Annotated in this window: 17 protein-coding genes; 9 read left to right on the plus strand and 8 right to left on the minus strand. The window is 47.7% G+C overall.

Annotation, left to right across the window (positions count from 1 at the left end; genetic code table 11):
* Positions 1-35: 35 nt before the first annotated feature.
* Positions 36-851, plus strand: coding sequence for a 3-methyl-2-oxobutanoate hydroxymethyltransferase (panB, locus tag FHS56_RS09150; RefSeq protein WP_166919948.1), 816 nt, complete (start codon positions 36-38; stop codon positions 849-851).
* 47 nt (positions 852-898) lie between these two features.
* Here the strand turns inward: panB and FHS56_RS09155 are convergent, their stop codons facing one another.
* Together FHS56_RS09155 and guaB are read right to left on the minus strand one after the other, a co-directional pair.
* Positions 899-1,627: an SIMPL domain-containing protein gene (locus FHS56_RS09155; RefSeq protein ID WP_166919950.1), complete on the minus strand. Its 729-nt coding sequence runs from the start codon at positions 1,625-1,627 to the stop codon at positions 899-901.
* A gap of 363 nt (positions 1,628-1,990) precedes the next feature.
* Positions 1,991-3,460 carry an IMP dehydrogenase gene (gene guaB / locus FHS56_RS09160; RefSeq protein ID WP_166919952.1) on the minus strand — a complete coding sequence of 490 codons (1,470 nt, stop codon included), beginning with the start codon at positions 3,458-3,460 and terminating at the stop codon, positions 1,991-1,993.
* Positions 3,461-3,652: 192 nt separating this feature from the next.
* On the opposite strand from guaB, the gene FHS56_RS09165 reads away from it, so the two are divergent.
* Positions 3,653-4,354, plus strand: a complete 702-nt coding sequence (locus FHS56_RS09165) for a Dph6-related ATP pyrophosphatase (RefSeq protein WP_166919954.1) — start codon at positions 3,653-3,655, stop codon at positions 4,352-4,354.
* Here FHS56_RS09165 and FHS56_RS09170 read toward each other — a convergent pair.
* Positions 4,351-5,127 carry an alpha/beta fold hydrolase gene (locus tag FHS56_RS09170; RefSeq protein ID WP_166919956.1) on the minus strand — a complete coding sequence of 259 codons (777 nt, stop codon included), beginning with the start codon at positions 5,125-5,127 and terminating at the stop codon, positions 4,351-4,353. The genes FHS56_RS09165 and FHS56_RS09170 overlap by 4 nt on opposite strands.
* Before the next feature lie 47 nt (positions 5,128-5,174).
* On the opposite strand from FHS56_RS09170, the gene mazG reads away from it, so the two are divergent.
* The gene (gene mazG, locus FHS56_RS09175) at positions 5,175-5,963 is read left to right on the plus strand and encodes a nucleoside triphosphate pyrophosphohydrolase (RefSeq protein ID WP_166919958.1); all 789 of its coding nucleotides are present in this window, start codon (positions 5,175-5,177) and stop codon (positions 5,961-5,963) included.
* 9 nt (positions 5,964-5,972) lie between these two features.
* Here the strand turns inward: mazG and FHS56_RS09180 are convergent, their stop codons facing one another.
* The 4 genes from FHS56_RS09180 to FHS56_RS09195 all read right to left on the minus strand — a co-directional run bounded on the left by FHS56_RS09180 (position 5,973) and on the right by FHS56_RS09195 (position 10,361).
* Complete coding sequence (locus FHS56_RS09180) at positions 5,973-6,902, minus strand: DMT family transporter (protein WP_166919960.1); 930 nt, start codon at positions 6,900-6,902, stop codon at positions 5,973-5,975.
* 10 nt (positions 6,903-6,912) lie between these two features.
* On the minus strand, positions 6,913-7,989 hold the full coding sequence (locus tag FHS56_RS09185; RefSeq protein ID WP_166920228.1) for an LptF/LptG family permease: 1,077 nt from the start codon (positions 7,987-7,989) through the stop codon (positions 6,913-6,915).
* Between the two features lie 150 nt (positions 7,990-8,139).
* On the minus strand, positions 8,140-9,768 hold the full coding sequence (gene pruA, locus FHS56_RS09190) for an L-glutamate gamma-semialdehyde dehydrogenase (protein WP_166919962.1): 1,629 nt from the start codon (positions 9,766-9,768) through the stop codon (positions 8,140-8,142).
* Positions 9,769-9,851: 83 nt separating this feature from the next.
* Complete coding sequence (locus FHS56_RS09195) at positions 9,852-10,361, minus strand: DUF6702 family protein (RefSeq protein WP_166919964.1); 510 nt, start codon at positions 10,359-10,361, stop codon at positions 9,852-9,854.
* 176 nt (positions 10,362-10,537) lie between these two features.
* Between FHS56_RS09195 and FHS56_RS09200 the strand changes: the two genes are divergently transcribed.
* The 6 genes from FHS56_RS09200 (at position 10,538) to FHS56_RS09225 (ending at position 15,459) form a co-directional block, all read left to right on the plus strand.
* Complete coding sequence (locus FHS56_RS09200; RefSeq protein WP_166919966.1) at positions 10,538-11,515, plus strand: pyruvate dehydrogenase complex E1 component subunit beta; 978 nt, start codon at positions 10,538-10,540, stop codon at positions 11,513-11,515.
* 39 nt (positions 11,516-11,554) lie between these two features.
* Complete coding sequence (locus FHS56_RS09205; protein WP_166920230.1) at positions 11,555-12,340, plus strand: enoyl-CoA hydratase/isomerase family protein; 786 nt, start codon at positions 11,555-11,557, stop codon at positions 12,338-12,340.
* A gap of 22 nt (positions 12,341-12,362) precedes the next feature.
* Entirely contained in the window at positions 12,363-13,835 is a 1,473-nt protein-coding gene (locus tag FHS56_RS09210; RefSeq protein ID WP_166919968.1) for a lipopolysaccharide biosynthesis protein, read from the plus strand.
* A gap of 78 nt (positions 13,836-13,913) precedes the next feature.
* On the plus strand, positions 13,914-14,153 hold the full coding sequence (locus tag FHS56_RS09215; protein WP_166919970.1) for a hypothetical protein: 240 nt from the start codon (positions 13,914-13,916) through the stop codon (positions 14,151-14,153).
* Positions 14,144-14,590, plus strand: coding sequence for a hypothetical protein (locus FHS56_RS09220; protein WP_166919972.1), 447 nt, complete (start codon positions 14,144-14,146; stop codon positions 14,588-14,590). The genes FHS56_RS09215 and FHS56_RS09220 overlap by 10 nt, the downstream gene beginning before the upstream one ends.
* A complete protein-coding gene (locus FHS56_RS09225; protein WP_166919974.1) occupies positions 14,506-15,459 on the plus strand; it encodes a HAMP domain-containing histidine kinase in 954 nt (317 codons plus the stop codon). The genes FHS56_RS09220 and FHS56_RS09225 overlap by 85 nt, the downstream gene beginning before the upstream one ends.
* Here FHS56_RS09225 and FHS56_RS09230 read toward each other — a convergent pair.
* Entirely contained in the window at positions 15,431-16,345 is a 915-nt protein-coding gene (locus FHS56_RS09230) for a phosphate/phosphite/phosphonate ABC transporter substrate-binding protein (protein ID WP_166919976.1), read from the minus strand. The genes FHS56_RS09225 and FHS56_RS09230 overlap by 29 nt on opposite strands.
* Between the last annotated feature and the right edge of the window lie 95 nt (positions 16,346-16,440).

Genomic DNA, 16,440 nt, shown 5'->3' on the forward strand with positions numbered 1-16,440 from the left:
TTTTATTGTTTTGCTCTAACTTAAACTACAAGCCTATGTCTATACACTCACAAGTGAAACGAGTAACCACCCACACGCTTCAAGCCATGAAGCAAAACGGGGAAAAAATAAGCATGCTTACTGCCTACGACTATTCTTTGGCTAAGCTGGTCGATGCTGCTGGCATCGATGTTATTTTGGTAGGTGACTCTGCCTCGAATGTCATGGCAGGGCACGAAACCACCCTGCCCATTACCTTAGACCAAATGATTTACCATGCGTCGTCGGTAGTGCGTGCTGCCAAGCGTGCCCTGGTGGTGGTCGATATGCCCTTCGGCTCCTATCAAGGCAATTCGTCGGAAGCGCTGCGCTCAGCCATCCGCATCATGAAAGAATCCGGGGCGCATGCTATCAAGATGGAAGGGGGCGCCGAAATCAAAGAGTCCGTCGTGCGCATTCTTAGTGCCGGCATTCCCGTAATGGGGCATCTGGGACTTACACCGCAGTCTATTTACAAATTTGGCACCTACAGCGTGCGCGCCAAAGAAGAAGCCGAAGCAAAAAAGCTGATAGAAGACGCTCTAATACTACAAGAATGCGGCTGCTTTGCCATCGTACTAGAAAAAGTGCCGCGTCAGCTGGCAGCCCGCGTAGCCCAGCAACTGCATATACCTGTTATTGGCATTGGGGCTGGTCCCAACGTAGACGGGCAGGTGCTCGTATTGCACGACATGCTGGGTATTACCAAAGACTTCAACCCGCGCTTCTTGCGTCGCTATGCTGACCTACACAGTGTCATCACCGAAGCCGTAGCGCAATACATCAAAGACGTAAAAGCAGTGGATTTTCCCAACGAATCGGAAAGTTACTGATAAGCCTCCCCGAGGCGGCAACGAAAGCCGCTCTTCAAGTAAGCTACTCAGTCCACTTCAAAAGTCAGACGCATGGTGATGCTGGCGGTTTTCATTTTCGAGGAAGTATTGAAGGTGCCTCCCCAAGAGTAGTCCTCATTGCTGTTTTGTGCCGTAATTTGAAACACTCCCATGCGGGCTTCTTTCAGCTTGCCTAAGCGAGCGCCTGCTTCCTGTGCTATTTTTTCGGCGCGCAGGCGCGCATCTTTCGTGGCTTCAGCTATCATATGTATTTTTAACTCTGCCAACTGAGTGTAATAATACTCCGGCTCGTAAGATATGATTTCCAAGCCGCTCTCTATCAAGCCAGAGATGTAGCGCATGGTTTTTTCTATTTCATCCACCCGTTTCGACTCAATGGTAAGCGTTTGCGACAACACATAACCACTGAAGGTGGAATACTGCCTACCCTGCTGGTCATAGCTGTAAACATAATCTTTACTGATGGAAATGGGCGAGAAGACATACTCTTCATTTTTTACAGCTTGCTGCTGCAAGAAGGCAGTTATCAGTGCCCGGTCTTTGTCTAAAAGAGCATAGGCTTCTTTGATGGTAAATGCCTTACGCGAAAAAGACGCCCGCCAAACTATCAAATCCGATTTAAAGTCTTTGCTGCCCAAGCCAATCACTTCTATAGTATCTTGATGTGCATGGCGGTTCAAATAAGCATAAGACAAAACCAACGCCGACACAACGGCAGCCAATCCTATTGCCAAAGCAGGGGGTAAGTAACGCATATGATTTCTGGGGTTAAATAATGCTTTAAGATAAGCGAAAAAACAGATGATAATGAATTGTGTTCTCAGAAATCTTCGCAAAAAAGCTCAGAACTTATAAAGAGCTTCACCTCTTATATGCCTTGCCCTATCACTCCTCTCCGTTACCTAAAACAACTATGCTATGTCGTAGAAGAACTTCTAAACAAAGCCTGCTTATGGCTCATTTTGCCCATTGATTTTTGTTTGTATGGAATTCTAAACAGCTGCTACTCGCTTGCAAAAGATGCTTTGTAGTAAGCTGCCCCACAAGCTATTCAAAAAAAACAAAGCCATGACAAATGGGCTGCCATGGCTTTGAAAAGTGCCCGCGACAAAACAAGCTTAACGTGTGCTATAGTTGGGCGCTTCGTGCGTAATGATGACGTCATGCGGATGGCTTTCGCGCACACCGGCATTGGTAATCCGCACAAACTTGGCTTCCTGCAAAGCCGCTATGTTTTTGGCACCACAGTAACCCATGCCAGCACGCAAGCCGCCTACCAGCTGATAAATCACCTCGCCTACAGTTCCTTTGTAAGGCACGCGCCCCACAATCCCCTCAGGCACCAATTTTTTGATATCGTCTTCTACATCTTGGAAATAGCGGTCTTTGGAACCCGCCTCCATAGCTTCGAGCGACCCCATGCCTCGGTAAGTCTTGAAACGACGCCCCTCGAAAATAATCACATCACCGGGCGACTCTTCGGTACCTGCCAGCAGCGAACCAATCATGACAGTATGCGCACCTGCTGCCAAGGCTTTCACCACATCGCCCGAGTAGCGAATGCCTCCATCGGCAATCACCGGTATATCGGTACCTTTCAAAGCGGCAGCTACTTCCAAGACAGCGCTCAACTGCGGCACACCTACCCCCGCCACCACGCGGGTAGTACAGATGCTACCGGGACCTATGCCCACTTTCACAGCATCGGCACCGGCTTCAGCTAAAGCTTTGGCAGCTGCCCCAGTAGCAACGTTGCCTGCTACCAACGGCAAGTCGGGATATGCCTGTTTTACTTTCTTCACTGCTTCGAGCACCCCACGCGAATGCCCATGAGCAGTATCTATACTGATGACATCTACGCCTGCTTTTACCAGCAGTGCCACGCGCTCTAAGATGTCGTGCGTAACACCTACGGCAGCCCCTACCCGCAGACGCCCCAAGTGGTCTTTGCAGGCATTGGGATAGTTGCGCCGCCGGATAATGTCTTTATAGGTAATCAAGCCGACCAAAAAGCCTTCTTTGTTTACGATGGGCAGCTTCTCTATTTTATGTTCTTGCAGCACTTCTTCGGCTTCTTCGAGGGTGATGCCCTCCGATGCTGTGATAAGGTTTTCTTTGGTCATCACCTCGCTCACTGGTCGTGATAGTTTCTTCTGAAAACGCAAATCGCGATTAGTGATAATGCCCACCAAACGCCCCTGTTTGTCCACTACCGGAATACCGCCTATTTTAAACTCACTCATGATGCGCTGGGCATCTGCCAAAGTAGCCTCTTCGGGCAAGGTTACAGGGTCTATAATCATGCCGCTTTCCGAACGCTTCACCTTGCGCACCTGCTCGGCTTGCATTTCTATGGGCATGTTTTTGTGAATGAACCCCAAACCTCCTTCACGCGCCATGGCAATTGCCAAGCGGTACTCCGTCACGGTATCCATAGCTGCCGCTACAATGGGGATGTTGAGCTCAATGTCGCGGGTGAGGCGGGTACGCGTGCTTACGTCGCGTGGAAGTACTTCTGAGTAGGCAGGCACAAGAAGCACGTCGTCGTAAGTGAGTGCTTCGTAAAGAATTTTGCTGTTTTCAGACATGGCAAATAAAAGTTTAAATCCTTTATTTGCCGGTCAAAGATAGCTGCCTTTTTTCGATTATTAAAGCACTTGAATAAAAAGATTTTAGCAGAAGTACTTCATGCTATGGGTGGCAGTGTTGCCATTTCGAAATACCTTTTTGAGCGGGCAACTTGCTGTCTGTAATTTTAGATTCAAATAAATGCAAGCTTTATGCAGATTCACCTCAGCTGGAGCGGCGGCAAAGACTCGGCAATGTGCTATGCACGGCTGCGCCAATTGTATCCACAAGCTCATATTCAATTGCATTGCGCTATCAACCAAGCGCTCGGACGTGTGAGCATGCACGGCGTGCCATTATCTTTGATAGAAGCACAGGCACACGCCATGGGGGTAAGCTTGCAGTTCATAAGCGTAGCACCAGCTGCCGACAACAGTGCCTACGAGCAAGCCATGTGTGCCTTCTACCAGAAAATACAGGCAGAAGGCTTTGCACAGGTGGCTTTTGGCGACCTGCACCTCGAAGACCTAAAAGCATACCGCCTAAGCTTGTGCCAAAAAGCCGGCATACAAGCGCTGTTTCCCCTTTGGCAAATGCCCTATACTCTGCTGTCGCAGTTTTTTGAAGAAACAGACATACGGACTGTCGTATGTGCTGCCAACTTGGACAAGTTGCCCATCCATGCAGTAGGCAAGGACTATCACCCCACTGACTATGCCCGTCGTTTTCCAGAAGTGGACATATTCGGCGAAAAAGGTGAATTCCACACTTTCGTTTACGATGCCGCTTTTTTCAAAGCAACGCTTCCGGTTGTCTGTCGGGGCATCAAACGGCAAAGCTATGAGTATAAGCTTGCCGATGGTAGCACGCACAAGCACGCTTTTGCTTTTGCCGACTTGGCACTTGATAACTAAAAGCATTGCTCCACAAAGGCAAGCAAAAACTGCAGACATTCCTGCGGACGCTCAAACATACCCATATGCCCAGTTTCTCCCAAAAAATGAGCAGTGCTCTGCTTGGGTAGTGCAATTTGCTGCATGTAGCTTTCCAAAGCTACGGCTGTGTCGTTTTTCCCAATGATGAAACACACAGGATAATCTGCCTTTTCCAATACATGTAGTCTTGCCGGGCGGTCGCGCATGGCTTCGGTTACTGCTACCACCGATGCCAGCGGCGTTTGGGCTGCCTCTGCTTTCAATACTTCAATAAAGTCGCTCAGTTCTTCGCGCCGTCCTTCATAAAAGAGCGGAGGCACAAAAGAATCGATAAACGCAGGCACGCCCACTTTCTTTACAAACTCTATCACCTTGTTACGTGTACGCTTTTTCTCTTCGCTGTCGGCAAGAGCAGTAGAATGAAACAAACACAAGCCTTTAACCCTTGCAGGGTAGAGGTCGGCAAATGCCAAGCTCACATAGCCACCCAATGAATGTCCAATGAAAACAGCTTTTTCTATTGAAAGATGGTCAAGCACAGCTGCGACTTGCTGCGCCATACTGTCCATGCTCACTGGCTGAGGCAGACGACCCGCACTTCGCCCAAAGCCTCCCAAATCCATGGTTATCACCTGCCCATGAGCCGTCAAAGAAGGTAAAAAATGCTTAAAGATAGAAGAGCTTTCGCAGAAGCCGTGCAACAATACAATTGCCGGTCCCTCGCCATAAGTTCTATGATGAAGCAGTTCCATACAGTTGAATTTCACTAAATTTGTCGTACCGGCTAATTTAAAAAATCATGCACACAAAAGAAGAAAAACTACAGGCATTTGGGCGTTTGTTGGACATCATGGACGAGCTGCGCGAAAAATGCCCATGGGACAAAAAACAAACCATCGACAGCCTGCGCCACCTCACCATAGAAGAAGTATATGAACTGTCGGACGCCATCCTTTCGAACGACATGGAAGAAATCAAAAAGGAATTGGGCGACGTACTTCTGCATATCGTCTTTTATGCACGCATAGCCTCCGAAACCCGTACCTTCGACATTGCCGACGTGATTCACCAGCTTTGTGAAAAACTCATCCGCCGCCATCCACACATCTACGGCGATGTGCAAGCCGACAACGAAGAGCAGGTAAAGAAAAACTGGGAACAACTCAAACAAGCCGAGGGGCAACAGTCGGTGCTTTTCGGCGTACCCAAAGCATTGCCCGCTTTGGTCAAAGCCATGCGCATACAAGAAAAAGCCCGTGCTGTGGGCTTTGATTGGGACGAAGCCGTGCAAGTACTCGATAAGGTGGAAGAAGAGCTGCACGAATTCAAAGACCACCTGCAAGAAGGCAAGCTAAAAAACCAAGAACAAGCCGAAGCAGAGTTTGGCGATTTGCTTTTTGCGCTCATCAACTACGCCCGTTTGGCAGGTATCAACCCCGAAACAGCCCTTGAGCGCACCAACAGAAAATTTATCCGTCGCTTTCAATACCTGGAGCAGAAAGCCCGAGAACAAGGGCGTGCTCTCCACGATATGACTTTAGCCGAAATGGACGCCATCTGGAACGAAGCCAAGCAAATGGAAGAATAAAAAGTGAGCTTAGTCAACATGTGTAGCGCGCATAGGTTCTATGTGCGCTTTCTTTTTTCGACCATAAAACCAATAGTTCAATACTGGGTAGGCAAGTACTGCCGTCAAAATGATGCTACCGCCTGTAAAAAAGTCGGCAGACAGGTACTTGGCTTCATCCAGCAGCCAAAAAGCCAACAAGATACCATACACTGGTTCGAGGTTTACGGTCAAATTCACTGCAAAAGCCGTAAACTTCTTCATCAACTTCACACTTGCCGAGAAAGCATACACGGTGCATATGCCTGACAATATCAACAAATAAACCCAATCGGTGAGCGTGGGCATTAACTTCAGCTCTTCTGTCCAAAAAGTTTTGTAGAAAGGCAAAAACAACACACAAGTAACCCAAGCCCCCAGCATTTCATACAAGGTGATGGAATAATAGTGGTATTGTTTCACAAGGCGGGCATTCAATATGCTGAACAGAGCGCCCAAAAGTGCCGAAATAATGGCAAACACCAACCCCAAGGCGTAGGAAAACTCTGCGGCAAACACACGATACAGCCCGAAAATCATCACGCCCCCCAGTAGCACCTCCAGCAATTTGATGCGCTGCCGATTGATGAGCGGCTCCAGTATGCTTGTCCACAGCGTAACCGAAGCCAAACCAACCAAACATATAGACACATTGGCTACTTTGGCAGCTGCAAAGAACAAAATCCAATGAGCAGCAATCAGGCTGCCGGTCAATAAGATGGGTAGCAGCGCACGGCGCTCAATGCGCAAGGGCACCCGCCGCCAACGCATATAAGCAGCCATGCCACCAAAAGCAAGCAAGGTGCGCCAAAAAACCAGCTCTACCGCCGGAATGCTGATGAGGTCGCCCAGCACAGCCGTAAAACCCCACACAAACACAATAAAGTGTAAATGCAAATAATCTTTAAAATTCGCTTTCATAAAAAGCCGTTTATTTAGGCGTAACGCGATAAATGAAAAGACCAATCACAGCAAAGACGAGGTTGGGCAACCACACCGCCAACATAGCAGGCATATTGCCCGCATTGGCTATCGCCCGACTCAAGATAAAGAACAAGATGTAAATGAACGCCAAGACGAAACCCAAAGCTATCTGGGCACCTACCCCACGGCGGCTTTTGCGCGAAGACACCAGCACCCCTATGACCGTCAGGATAATCATGGCAAAGGGATAAGTAAATCGCAAATATTTCTCTATCAAATACATCTGCACGTTTTCAGAGCCACGCAACTTCAGCAAAGCAATGTATTCGTTCAACTCCGGCAAAGTCAGTTTTTCATTGAACAGGTGCTTGCTTTGAAAGTCTTCGGGCGAAAGATTCAAAGTGGTATCCACTCCGTCATGAAAACTCAGCTCTTCCTTCATGCCGTTTATTTTGCGTAGCATGTAGCGGTCAATATGCCATTTATTTTTGGTGCTGTCCCACACAATACGGGGCGCTTCCAGCTTCTCCATCAGCCGCCCGTCTTGGATACGCTCCAACGTAAAACGATAACCTATATTGTAAATGTTGTCGTAGCTTTCCATGTAGGCATATACCTCAGGCGCTACTTGTATGTGCACATTGCGCTGGTCGAAATAATAGCGCGACTTGATATAGGTATTTTCAAAATCTACACGCACTTTGTTGGCATCTGGTATCACCCAGTTGATAAGATAAAAAGTAATGACTGCCAAAATAGAAGAACCTATCAGATAAGGACGCAAAAAACGCACATAACTCACACCACTGCTCAAAATAGCGACTATCTCGGTGCGGTTTGCCATGCGCGAGGTTACAAACACCGTGGCAATAAACACCATGATGGGGCTGATGGTATTGGCAATGTAAGGGATAAAGTTCAAGTAATACTGCGTGATAATCATCTCTACTGTGGCGGGCATGTTGTGGAAATCTTCCAGCTTCTCTATGATGTCAATCACCACAATAATAGAGATGAAGATAAAAACGACGTAAACGAAAGTAATCAGAAATTGCCGCAGGATGTACTTGTCAATCAACTTCAACATAAACACAGACGATATCGAAACCGCAAACAGACGCAACGCCTTGCACACACAAAAATAACACAGAAAGCCAAAGGAACACTCTTCCGAGCCAAAGCAACACAAAAAAGCCCGGCAGCACACCGGGCTTTTGCTTATTGAAACCGTTGGTTAGGCTTCCTTCATGAACGGATAGCGGTAATCTACCGGCGGCACAAAGGTTTCTTTGATGGCGCGCGGCGATACCCAACGCAGCAGGTTCAAGATAGAACCCGCTTTGTCGTTGGTGCCCGATGCACGCCCACCGCCAAAGGGCTGTTGCCCCACTACTGCACCAGTAGGCTTGTCGTTGATATAGAAGTTGCCGGCTGCATGGCGCAATTTTTTGGTGCCCAGTTCTATAGCATAGCGGTCTTGGGCAAAGAGGGCACCAGTCAAGCCATAAGGCGAAGTTTGGTTCACCAAACTGAGTGTATCTTCGTAGTTCTCGGGCTGATATACATACACCGTTAACACAGGACCGAAAATCTCCTCACACATGGTCGTGTACATGGGGTCGTCGGTGCGCAAAATCGTAGGCTCAATGAAGTAACCCTTCGACTTATCGTAATTGCCACCGGCAACCAACTCCACATGGGGTGCTCGCTTGGCTGCGTCTATGTAAGCAGTGATTTTGTTGAATGCTTTTTCATCAATCACAGCATTGATAAAGTTGGTAAAGTCCTCAGGGCTGCCCATCTTCATACTTGCCAAGTCTTCCAACATGTATTGCTTCACTTCCTCCCATAAGTTGGCAGGGATGTAGGCGCGCGAAGCAGCCGAACATTTCTGCCCCTGATACTCGAATGCCCCACGTACCAACGCTACCGCCAGCGCTTTGGCATCGGCAGAAGCATGTGCTACGACGAAGTCTTTTCCGCCGGTTTCGCCCACAATGCGCGGATAGTATTTGTAGCGGTCGATGTTGTTGCCAATAGTGCGCCACAGGTGTTGGAAAGTAGCCGTGCTTCCAGTAAAATGCAAGCCGGCAAATTCAGGATGTGAGAAGATAACCTCACCGGCTACGGGTCCGTCCACAAAAATCAAGTTGATGACACCATCGGGCAAACCAGCTTTACGGAAGATTTCCATCAACACATGGGCAGAATAGATTTGTGTTTCGGCAGGTTTCCATACCACCACATTGCCCATCATGGCAGGGGCAGTAGGCAGGTTGCCCGCAATAGAGGTGAAGTTGAAAGGCGTCAAGGCAAAGATAAAGCCTTCCAAGGGGCGGTGCTCCATGCGGTTCCACATGCCAGCTGCCGACTCGGGCTGCTCACGGTAAATCTGCTCGGCAAATTTAGCATTGAAGCGCAGAAAATCGACCATTTCACAAGCCGAGTCTATTTCTGCCTGAAACACATTTTTCGACTGCCCCAACATGGTAGCCGCGTTCAGCTTGGCACGATAAGGACCAGCAATCAGCTCGGCTGCTTTCAAGAAGATAGACAAGCGCTGCTCCCATGCCATGTTTTCCCATGCTTCTTTGGCATTGAGGGCAGCCCGTATGGCTTGTTCTACTTCCTCTTTGCCCCCTTTGTGAAAGTACCCCAAGGTGTGCGACAACTCATGAGGCGGTGCAATGCGCACCACCTGCCCGGTGCGCACCTCTTGCCCGCCAATTATCATGGGGATATCTAATTCTTGTGATTTGAGCGAACGAAGCGCTTCTTTCAGGGCTGCACGCTCGGGTGTTCCCGGTGCATAACTCAATACAGGTTCATTTTTCGGGATAGGCAAAGTGAATATTCCGGACATAAGGTCTGTTTTTTTGGTGAATTTGATACAAATCTACATAATGCCTCGAAAAACAAGGACAAAGCACTCTATCGAAAGCCGTTTCATTTCCACTCTACTGGCAGCCGAGGATGTGCGCGGTCAAAAAGTAGGGTAGCTTTTCGCCCACGATATTCAATATTGAGCAGGTTACTTTGGTCGTCAAACAAATCAAGCATCACACTGTATTGCCACTCCAGTTTCTCTGCTCGGATGTCGGATGCCGGTATTTCAAAGTAAATCCATGTTACATCCACCACATTTTCTTTGCCCAAATAGCGGATGTCGTTCAACGGCTTGCCCTTGTAAACAGGATAAAAGCGCTCTTTGAGGTAAGCAACCAAGAAAGGGTCTGGACTTTTGTCTTTTCCTTGCTTCGGATAACGTATTTGTTTTCCAGTGAACTTGCTTAAGTCTGCTTCCAAATCGTCGGTAAATACACGCAACGCCACCTCAAAGTGCTTGCTTTCGACATTGTAGCGCACATCGGCAAGGCTTGCATGAAAGTCATGACGCAAAGTAAAAGAACTGAAAAACAAACATAAAGCTGTTGCCAGAGAAACAATGAAGCGCATCACAATGATGTTTTTTTGAACAAAAACAAAGATACAAGCTTTCGACTTTTTTCGCCTGCCAAATGCCCATTGTATCGATTCATTTGCACAATGTTGAGAATTGTTTGTTAAATTTCTATTTTTACCACCTCATAAACATTTACTTTCCCAAAAGCATTCAACTAAGCAAATACGATATGAGAGTAATACAATTCAGAGAAGCCCTGCGCGAAGCCATGAGCGAAGAAATGCGCCGCGACGAACGCGTGTTTCTTATGGGTGAAGAAGTAGGCGAATACAATGGCGCTTACAAAGTCAGTGAAGGCATGTTGGCAGAGTTCGGACCCAAACGCGTCATCGATACCCCCATTTCGGAACTGGGCTTTGCTGGCATCGGCGTAGGGGCTGCCATGAACGGCTTGCGTCCTATTATCGAATTTATGACTTTCAACTTCTCTTTGGTAGCCATAGACCAAGTCATCAACAGTGCTGCCAAGATGATGCAGATGTCGGGAGGACAATACCCAGTGCCTATCGTTTTTCGAGGACCTACGGGCAATGCCGGTCAACTGGCTGCCCAACACTCCCAGAACTTTGAGAGCTGGTACGCCAACTGCCCCGGCTTGAAGGTAGTGGTGCCCTCCAACCCCTACGACGCCAAGGGGCTGCTCAAGTCTGCCATCCGCGACGACGACCCCGTGATTTTCATGGAATCGGAGCTCATGTATGGCGACAAAGGCGAAGTGCCCGAAGAAGAATACCTTATTCCCATAGGCAAAGCCAAAGTAGTGCGCGAAGGCAATGCCGCCACGCTCATCTCTTTCGGCAAAATGATGAAAGTAGCTTTAGCTGCCGCCGATGAAATGGCAAAAGAAGGCATTGAAGTAGAAGTCATCGACCTGCGCACCGTGCGCCCTATCGATTACCAAACCGTGATTCAGTCGGTAAAGAAAACCAACCGAGCGGTGATTGTCGAAGAAGCATGGCCCTTAGGCGCCATCTCTTCGGAACTGACCTATCACATCCAACGCTTTGCCTTTGACTATCTGGATGCCCCCGTACGCCGTGTCAATAGCATGGATGTGCCACTGGGTTATGCCCCTACTTTGGTGGAAGCCACCCTGCCCAATGTAAAACGCACCATCGAGGCACTCAATGCTGTAATGTACAGATAAAACATCGGAAATAGAACCCCCAACCAAACCGCAACCATGATGCCGGACTTTAAGAATATTTTGTTTGAAGTCAATGAAAGAGTTGCCCTCATTACCATCAACCGAGAGAGCAAGCTCAACGCCCTTAATGCAGCTACCTTGAAAGAGTTGCGCCAAGCCATGCAAAACGTCTATGACGACGACAGCATTCAAGGAGTGATTATTACTGGCGCAGGTCAAAAAGCTTTTGTTGCTGGTGCTGACATCAGCGAAATCGCTCAGCTGACTGAACTCGACAGCCGCAAGTTTTCGGAAGCAGGACAAGAAATCTTTGCCATGATTGAACAAGCCTACAAACCGGTGATTGCTGCCGTCAACGGCTTTGCCTTGGGCGGAGGCTGCGAGCTGGCTATGGCTTGTCATCTGCGCGTTGCCGTGAAGACTGCCAAATTTGGCTTGCCTGAGGTAAAACTGGGCGTCATTCCCGGCTATGGGGGCACCCAGCGCCTGCCCCAATTGATAGGCAAAGGGCGCGCCTTGGAAATGATTCTAACTGCCGAAATGATTGATGCCAACAAGGCTTTGGACTGGGGCTTGGTCAACCAAGTGGTGGATAGCCACGAACAACTGATGCCTGCTGCACAAGAGCTCATGGCTAAAATACTGAAAAACAGCCCCAAAGCCATTGGCTTGGCTATTCAGTGCGTAAACGCTTCCTATAACGAACAGGAAAATGGCTACCAAACCGAAGCCAACTCATTCCGTTTGGCTACCAAATCTGAGGACTTTAAAGAAGGTACTTCTGCATTCCTCGAGAAACGCACCCCGCACTTTACCGGAAAATAAAAACGTCTGATACGTTCACTTCATGAGCAGCATCCGCAGGCTGGCAGGCGAGACGCTCTGGTATGGGCTCAGCAGCATATTGGGGCGTCTCATCAACTATTTGTTAGTGCCTTTTTACACAAGCAAAGGGGTCTTGCAGCCCGAAGAATATGGTGCCGTGGGCGAGCTGCTAAGCTATGTGGCTTTCCTCAACATCATTTATACCTTTGGCTTGGAAACCACCTATTTCCGCTATGCCAACAAGCTGGAAGAGCCAAAAATATTTTCACAAGCCCTTTCCTTTATCGCTGTTTTTGGGGGCGCTCTGTCGGCAATGCTTGCCCTAAGTGCCACTCCGCTGGTCAATTACATGGGCTATGAAGGCAAGGAAGAGTACATACACTTGCTTGCTGCCCTTATGTTCATCGATGCACTTTGGGCTATCCCTTTTGCCCGGCTGCGCTTTTTGCACAAAGCCCACTTTTTTGCTCTTACCAAAGTGGGCGGTATATTGCTGAATGTGGGTTTTAATATTTTGTTTTTGTGGATACTGCCGCGCAGCGGCGCTTTGCCCCACCTTCTGGGTGTCGAAGACAAAGTGGGCTATGTCTTCTTGGCAAATCTGTTGGCAAACGCCTTGCTGTTTTTCCCGCTGCTTCCTTACATGCAGGGATTCCGTTTTTATATGGACCGCGCGCTCATGCGTCAAATCATCACTTATGCAGCTCCCTTGGTGGCTACCGGTTTGGCGGGGCAGATCAATGGACTTGCCGACCGCTGGTTTATCAAATACTATATGCCCGAAGAGCTGTATCCGGAATCCAACCAATACATTTTGGGTGTTTACAATGCCTGTGTTAAGTTTTCTGTTTTTATGTTGCTTTACACCCAGGCTTTTCGCTATGCCTCCGAGCCCTTTTATTTTTCAAAAGTCAAAGACCGTAATGCCCCAGAAGTATTTGCCCGGGTACTTGATTGGTTCACGGCAATAGGATGTTTGACAGTACTTGCCGTTACTTTCAACATCGATTGGCTCAAATGGCTGCTCATTCGCAACGAAGCCTATCATCAAGCGCTCGGCATCGTGCCTGTATTGCTCATAGCTAATTTGCTGTTAGGGATTTACTTCAATGTGGGGATATGGTATAAGCTTACCGACCGCACTATTTACGGCACTTACTTTACGCTCTTAGGTGCGATAGTCACAGTGGCAGTCAATCTGTGGCTGGTGCCCCGCATCGGTTATATGGGTAGCGCTTATGCTACGCTTGCCGCCTACGGCGTCATGTTGCTTGCATGTTATTTTCTGGGGCAACGTTACTATCGCATCCCTTATCGTATTACCTACCTTGCAGGCTGTCTGCTGCTGACTGCCCTCACACTAGTAACTGCCGATGCTATCTTTTTCCTTGACGGCTGGCAAAGCATCGTATGGAAAAACCTGCTGCTCATTCCCCTTGCTCTGGCATTTTACTGGGGTTTGCAAGACAAGCAAAAGCCCAAAGCTTCTTCATAAAATTCTCTTTATAACTTTTTGATTCATTTCTATGATTCTGTATTTTTTAACATCTTGTAGAAAACTTTTGCTTACATTATGGGAGGCTATAACAAAACGAATCCTCCGTTTTTACACCAGTATTTTTTCTGGAGCTACGTCATTGCTTTAAGTTTGTTAGCTGGCATTATCTTGCTCAATTACGGCATTATCAGCCGCTATTTGGTGATTGACCCCAACGACCCGCTCAATGCCCGTTCCTCCGTGAGCCGCATGGTGAACATAGCCGGGCGCTGTGCTACCGATGTGCAAACCATCGAAATAGCTGTATGGAGTTAGGCAATGCAGATACTCTCACGCAACGGCAAAAGGTACTAGAAAAAATACGGTATAGCCTTGCTACACTCGAAAAAGGTTATTGGGGACTACAAAAGGGCGACCCCGATTTCCGCTTAGATGCCCGATACAACACAGAAGAAATACGGAAGCTTTTCAAAGCAGCCAACCAACATTTTTTCTATATTACCCAACTTGCCCGTGAGCTGGTAGAACAAACCAAGCTGAACAGCCCGCAGCTCAAGCGCACACAACAAAAGCTAAGCAAAGAGGTGCCGCCCTTTGTCTCTTACATGCAAGAGATTGCCTTTAAGTATGACGAACAAGCCACTGAAATCATGCTTATTGGGGGCGCGTGGCTCTGTGGCTCACCATTGTATCTATCTTGCTGCTTGTGCTCATTGGCTTGCTTATCTTTCGCTCGGTTACACGCACTATAAAGCAATATTTCGAAAAACTTCAAGAGCAAAAACAAGCACTCGAAAATGCCAACCGTGAACTGCAACTCAGCGAGAAAGGCATTCGGCAGCAAGCCCACCGCCTGCATGAGCTAAACCAACAACTCTTAAAAACACAAAGTGAACTCATCAGTACCAATCAAACTAAAGAAACCCTACTTTCATTGCTGACCCAGAATTTACGCGTACCCTTGCGCACCATGCGCAACATCACCCATCTGCTTACTCATTTTGTAGAAAAGCTGTCGAAAGAAGAAATCAGACAATCAGCGCAGGACCTAGAATATACCATCAATGAAATAGACATTATTGCCGAAAACATCTTCACTTGGTTGGCAATTCAAAAAGATGAACTGCAACTACAGCCCGAAAAGCTACACTTAAATACAGAAGTGCTCCAAGAAATCCTGGCAGAAACACAAAGTGCCATAGATACCTACAAAATAAGCTTGCATATTTTGGCAGAACAAGGAGCCGATGTGTATACCGACGCACGCGCCCTACGTCTTTTATTACTCAACATAGTTTATTTCCACATCAACGAAAGCCCCAAAGGAGTCCACCTCACCGTGGCGGCTCAGCGCTTAGCAGAAGCAGGCTGTGTGTTGCGTATTGAAACTGAGGGGCTTGTTCCCGCAGTGAAGTTGCCAGACACCAAAGACGAAAGCCCGGTGCGCAGCCACTTGGCAGCTTCTTTGCGCGAAACCTTTAGCCTGATTTACAAAGACCTACTTAAAAAGCAGGCAAGTGCCCTGAAAATAGAAAAATCAAAGCGCCTACCCGGTATTGTTTATGAAATAAAGCTGCAGGGAAGCCCCTCTACTACTCAGCCAGATAAAAATCAAGAATAAACATCAACTCTTCATCGCTGTTCACCAAATTCTGAAGATAGTCAAATGCCGACTCTTTACCTTTAATGATGCGCACTTGTGGGCTGTTCCACAACTTTTTGGCAAATATTTGCCACAAATCCGGTGCTTTTTCGGGGATAGCCCGCAGGGCGTTCAACATAGCTTCTTTATGAGCAGCACTTAAATTGCTTTGACAAATAATCGGTCCATGTGGAATGGCTTCTGACTTCCATAGCACCTTGTAAGCAGTAGCATCTATGCCGCCTTCTTTGGTTTTGCCTTCCAACAATTCATAAGAGCAAGCCAACACAGCCGGCTTGCCGGTGCTCAAATACTCAATAACCGCTTGATGTGTGCCGACAAACACAATGTCGTTGAAGTAAACCTCTGCCTGAATACCTGCCTTATTCAACACCAAACGAGGCAAAAGATGTCCAGAAGTAGAAGTGATGTTGGTAAAAATAATAGGATACTCGCCCGCGTGTTCCTGAATATCTTCGATACTGCTGAGCGCAGCAGTCGATGGCACTACTATGCAGCTACTATATACTTCCGGTTCTCCATTGGCAGTCCCCCGCATTGCCAGCACTTCTAACGCTGCATTTCTCTTTGCCAGTAAGTAACCAAAAGAATTGATATAAGCATATTGCACTTTGCCTTCCTGCAATGCCTTCACTAAATCATAAACCGAGGGATACATACGTACCTCCACCCCAAAAGGCAGCGTTTTGTTCAAATACTCTTCCAGCAGGGGAGCAACATCGGTAGTCTGCTTACTCAGCTCCATAGGGCTAATGCCAAATATTACTTTTTGCGCTTGAACTGCTGATACCACCCCCAACAAACACCAAAGACAAAATACAATGTAAGCGATGCTTTTTCTCATTTTCTTAAAGATTATTTTTGGTACAATATAATGATTCCCAAAGCCATAAGAAAATCATGACTTTGGGAATTCTATCAAATGTAGGTTTTGCACAA

The sequence above is a fragment of the Thermonema lapsum genome (assembly GCF_011761635.1).
In the GTDB taxonomy this organism is placed as follows: Bacteria; Bacteroidota; Bacteroidia; order Cytophagales; family Thermonemataceae; genus Thermonema; species Thermonema lapsum.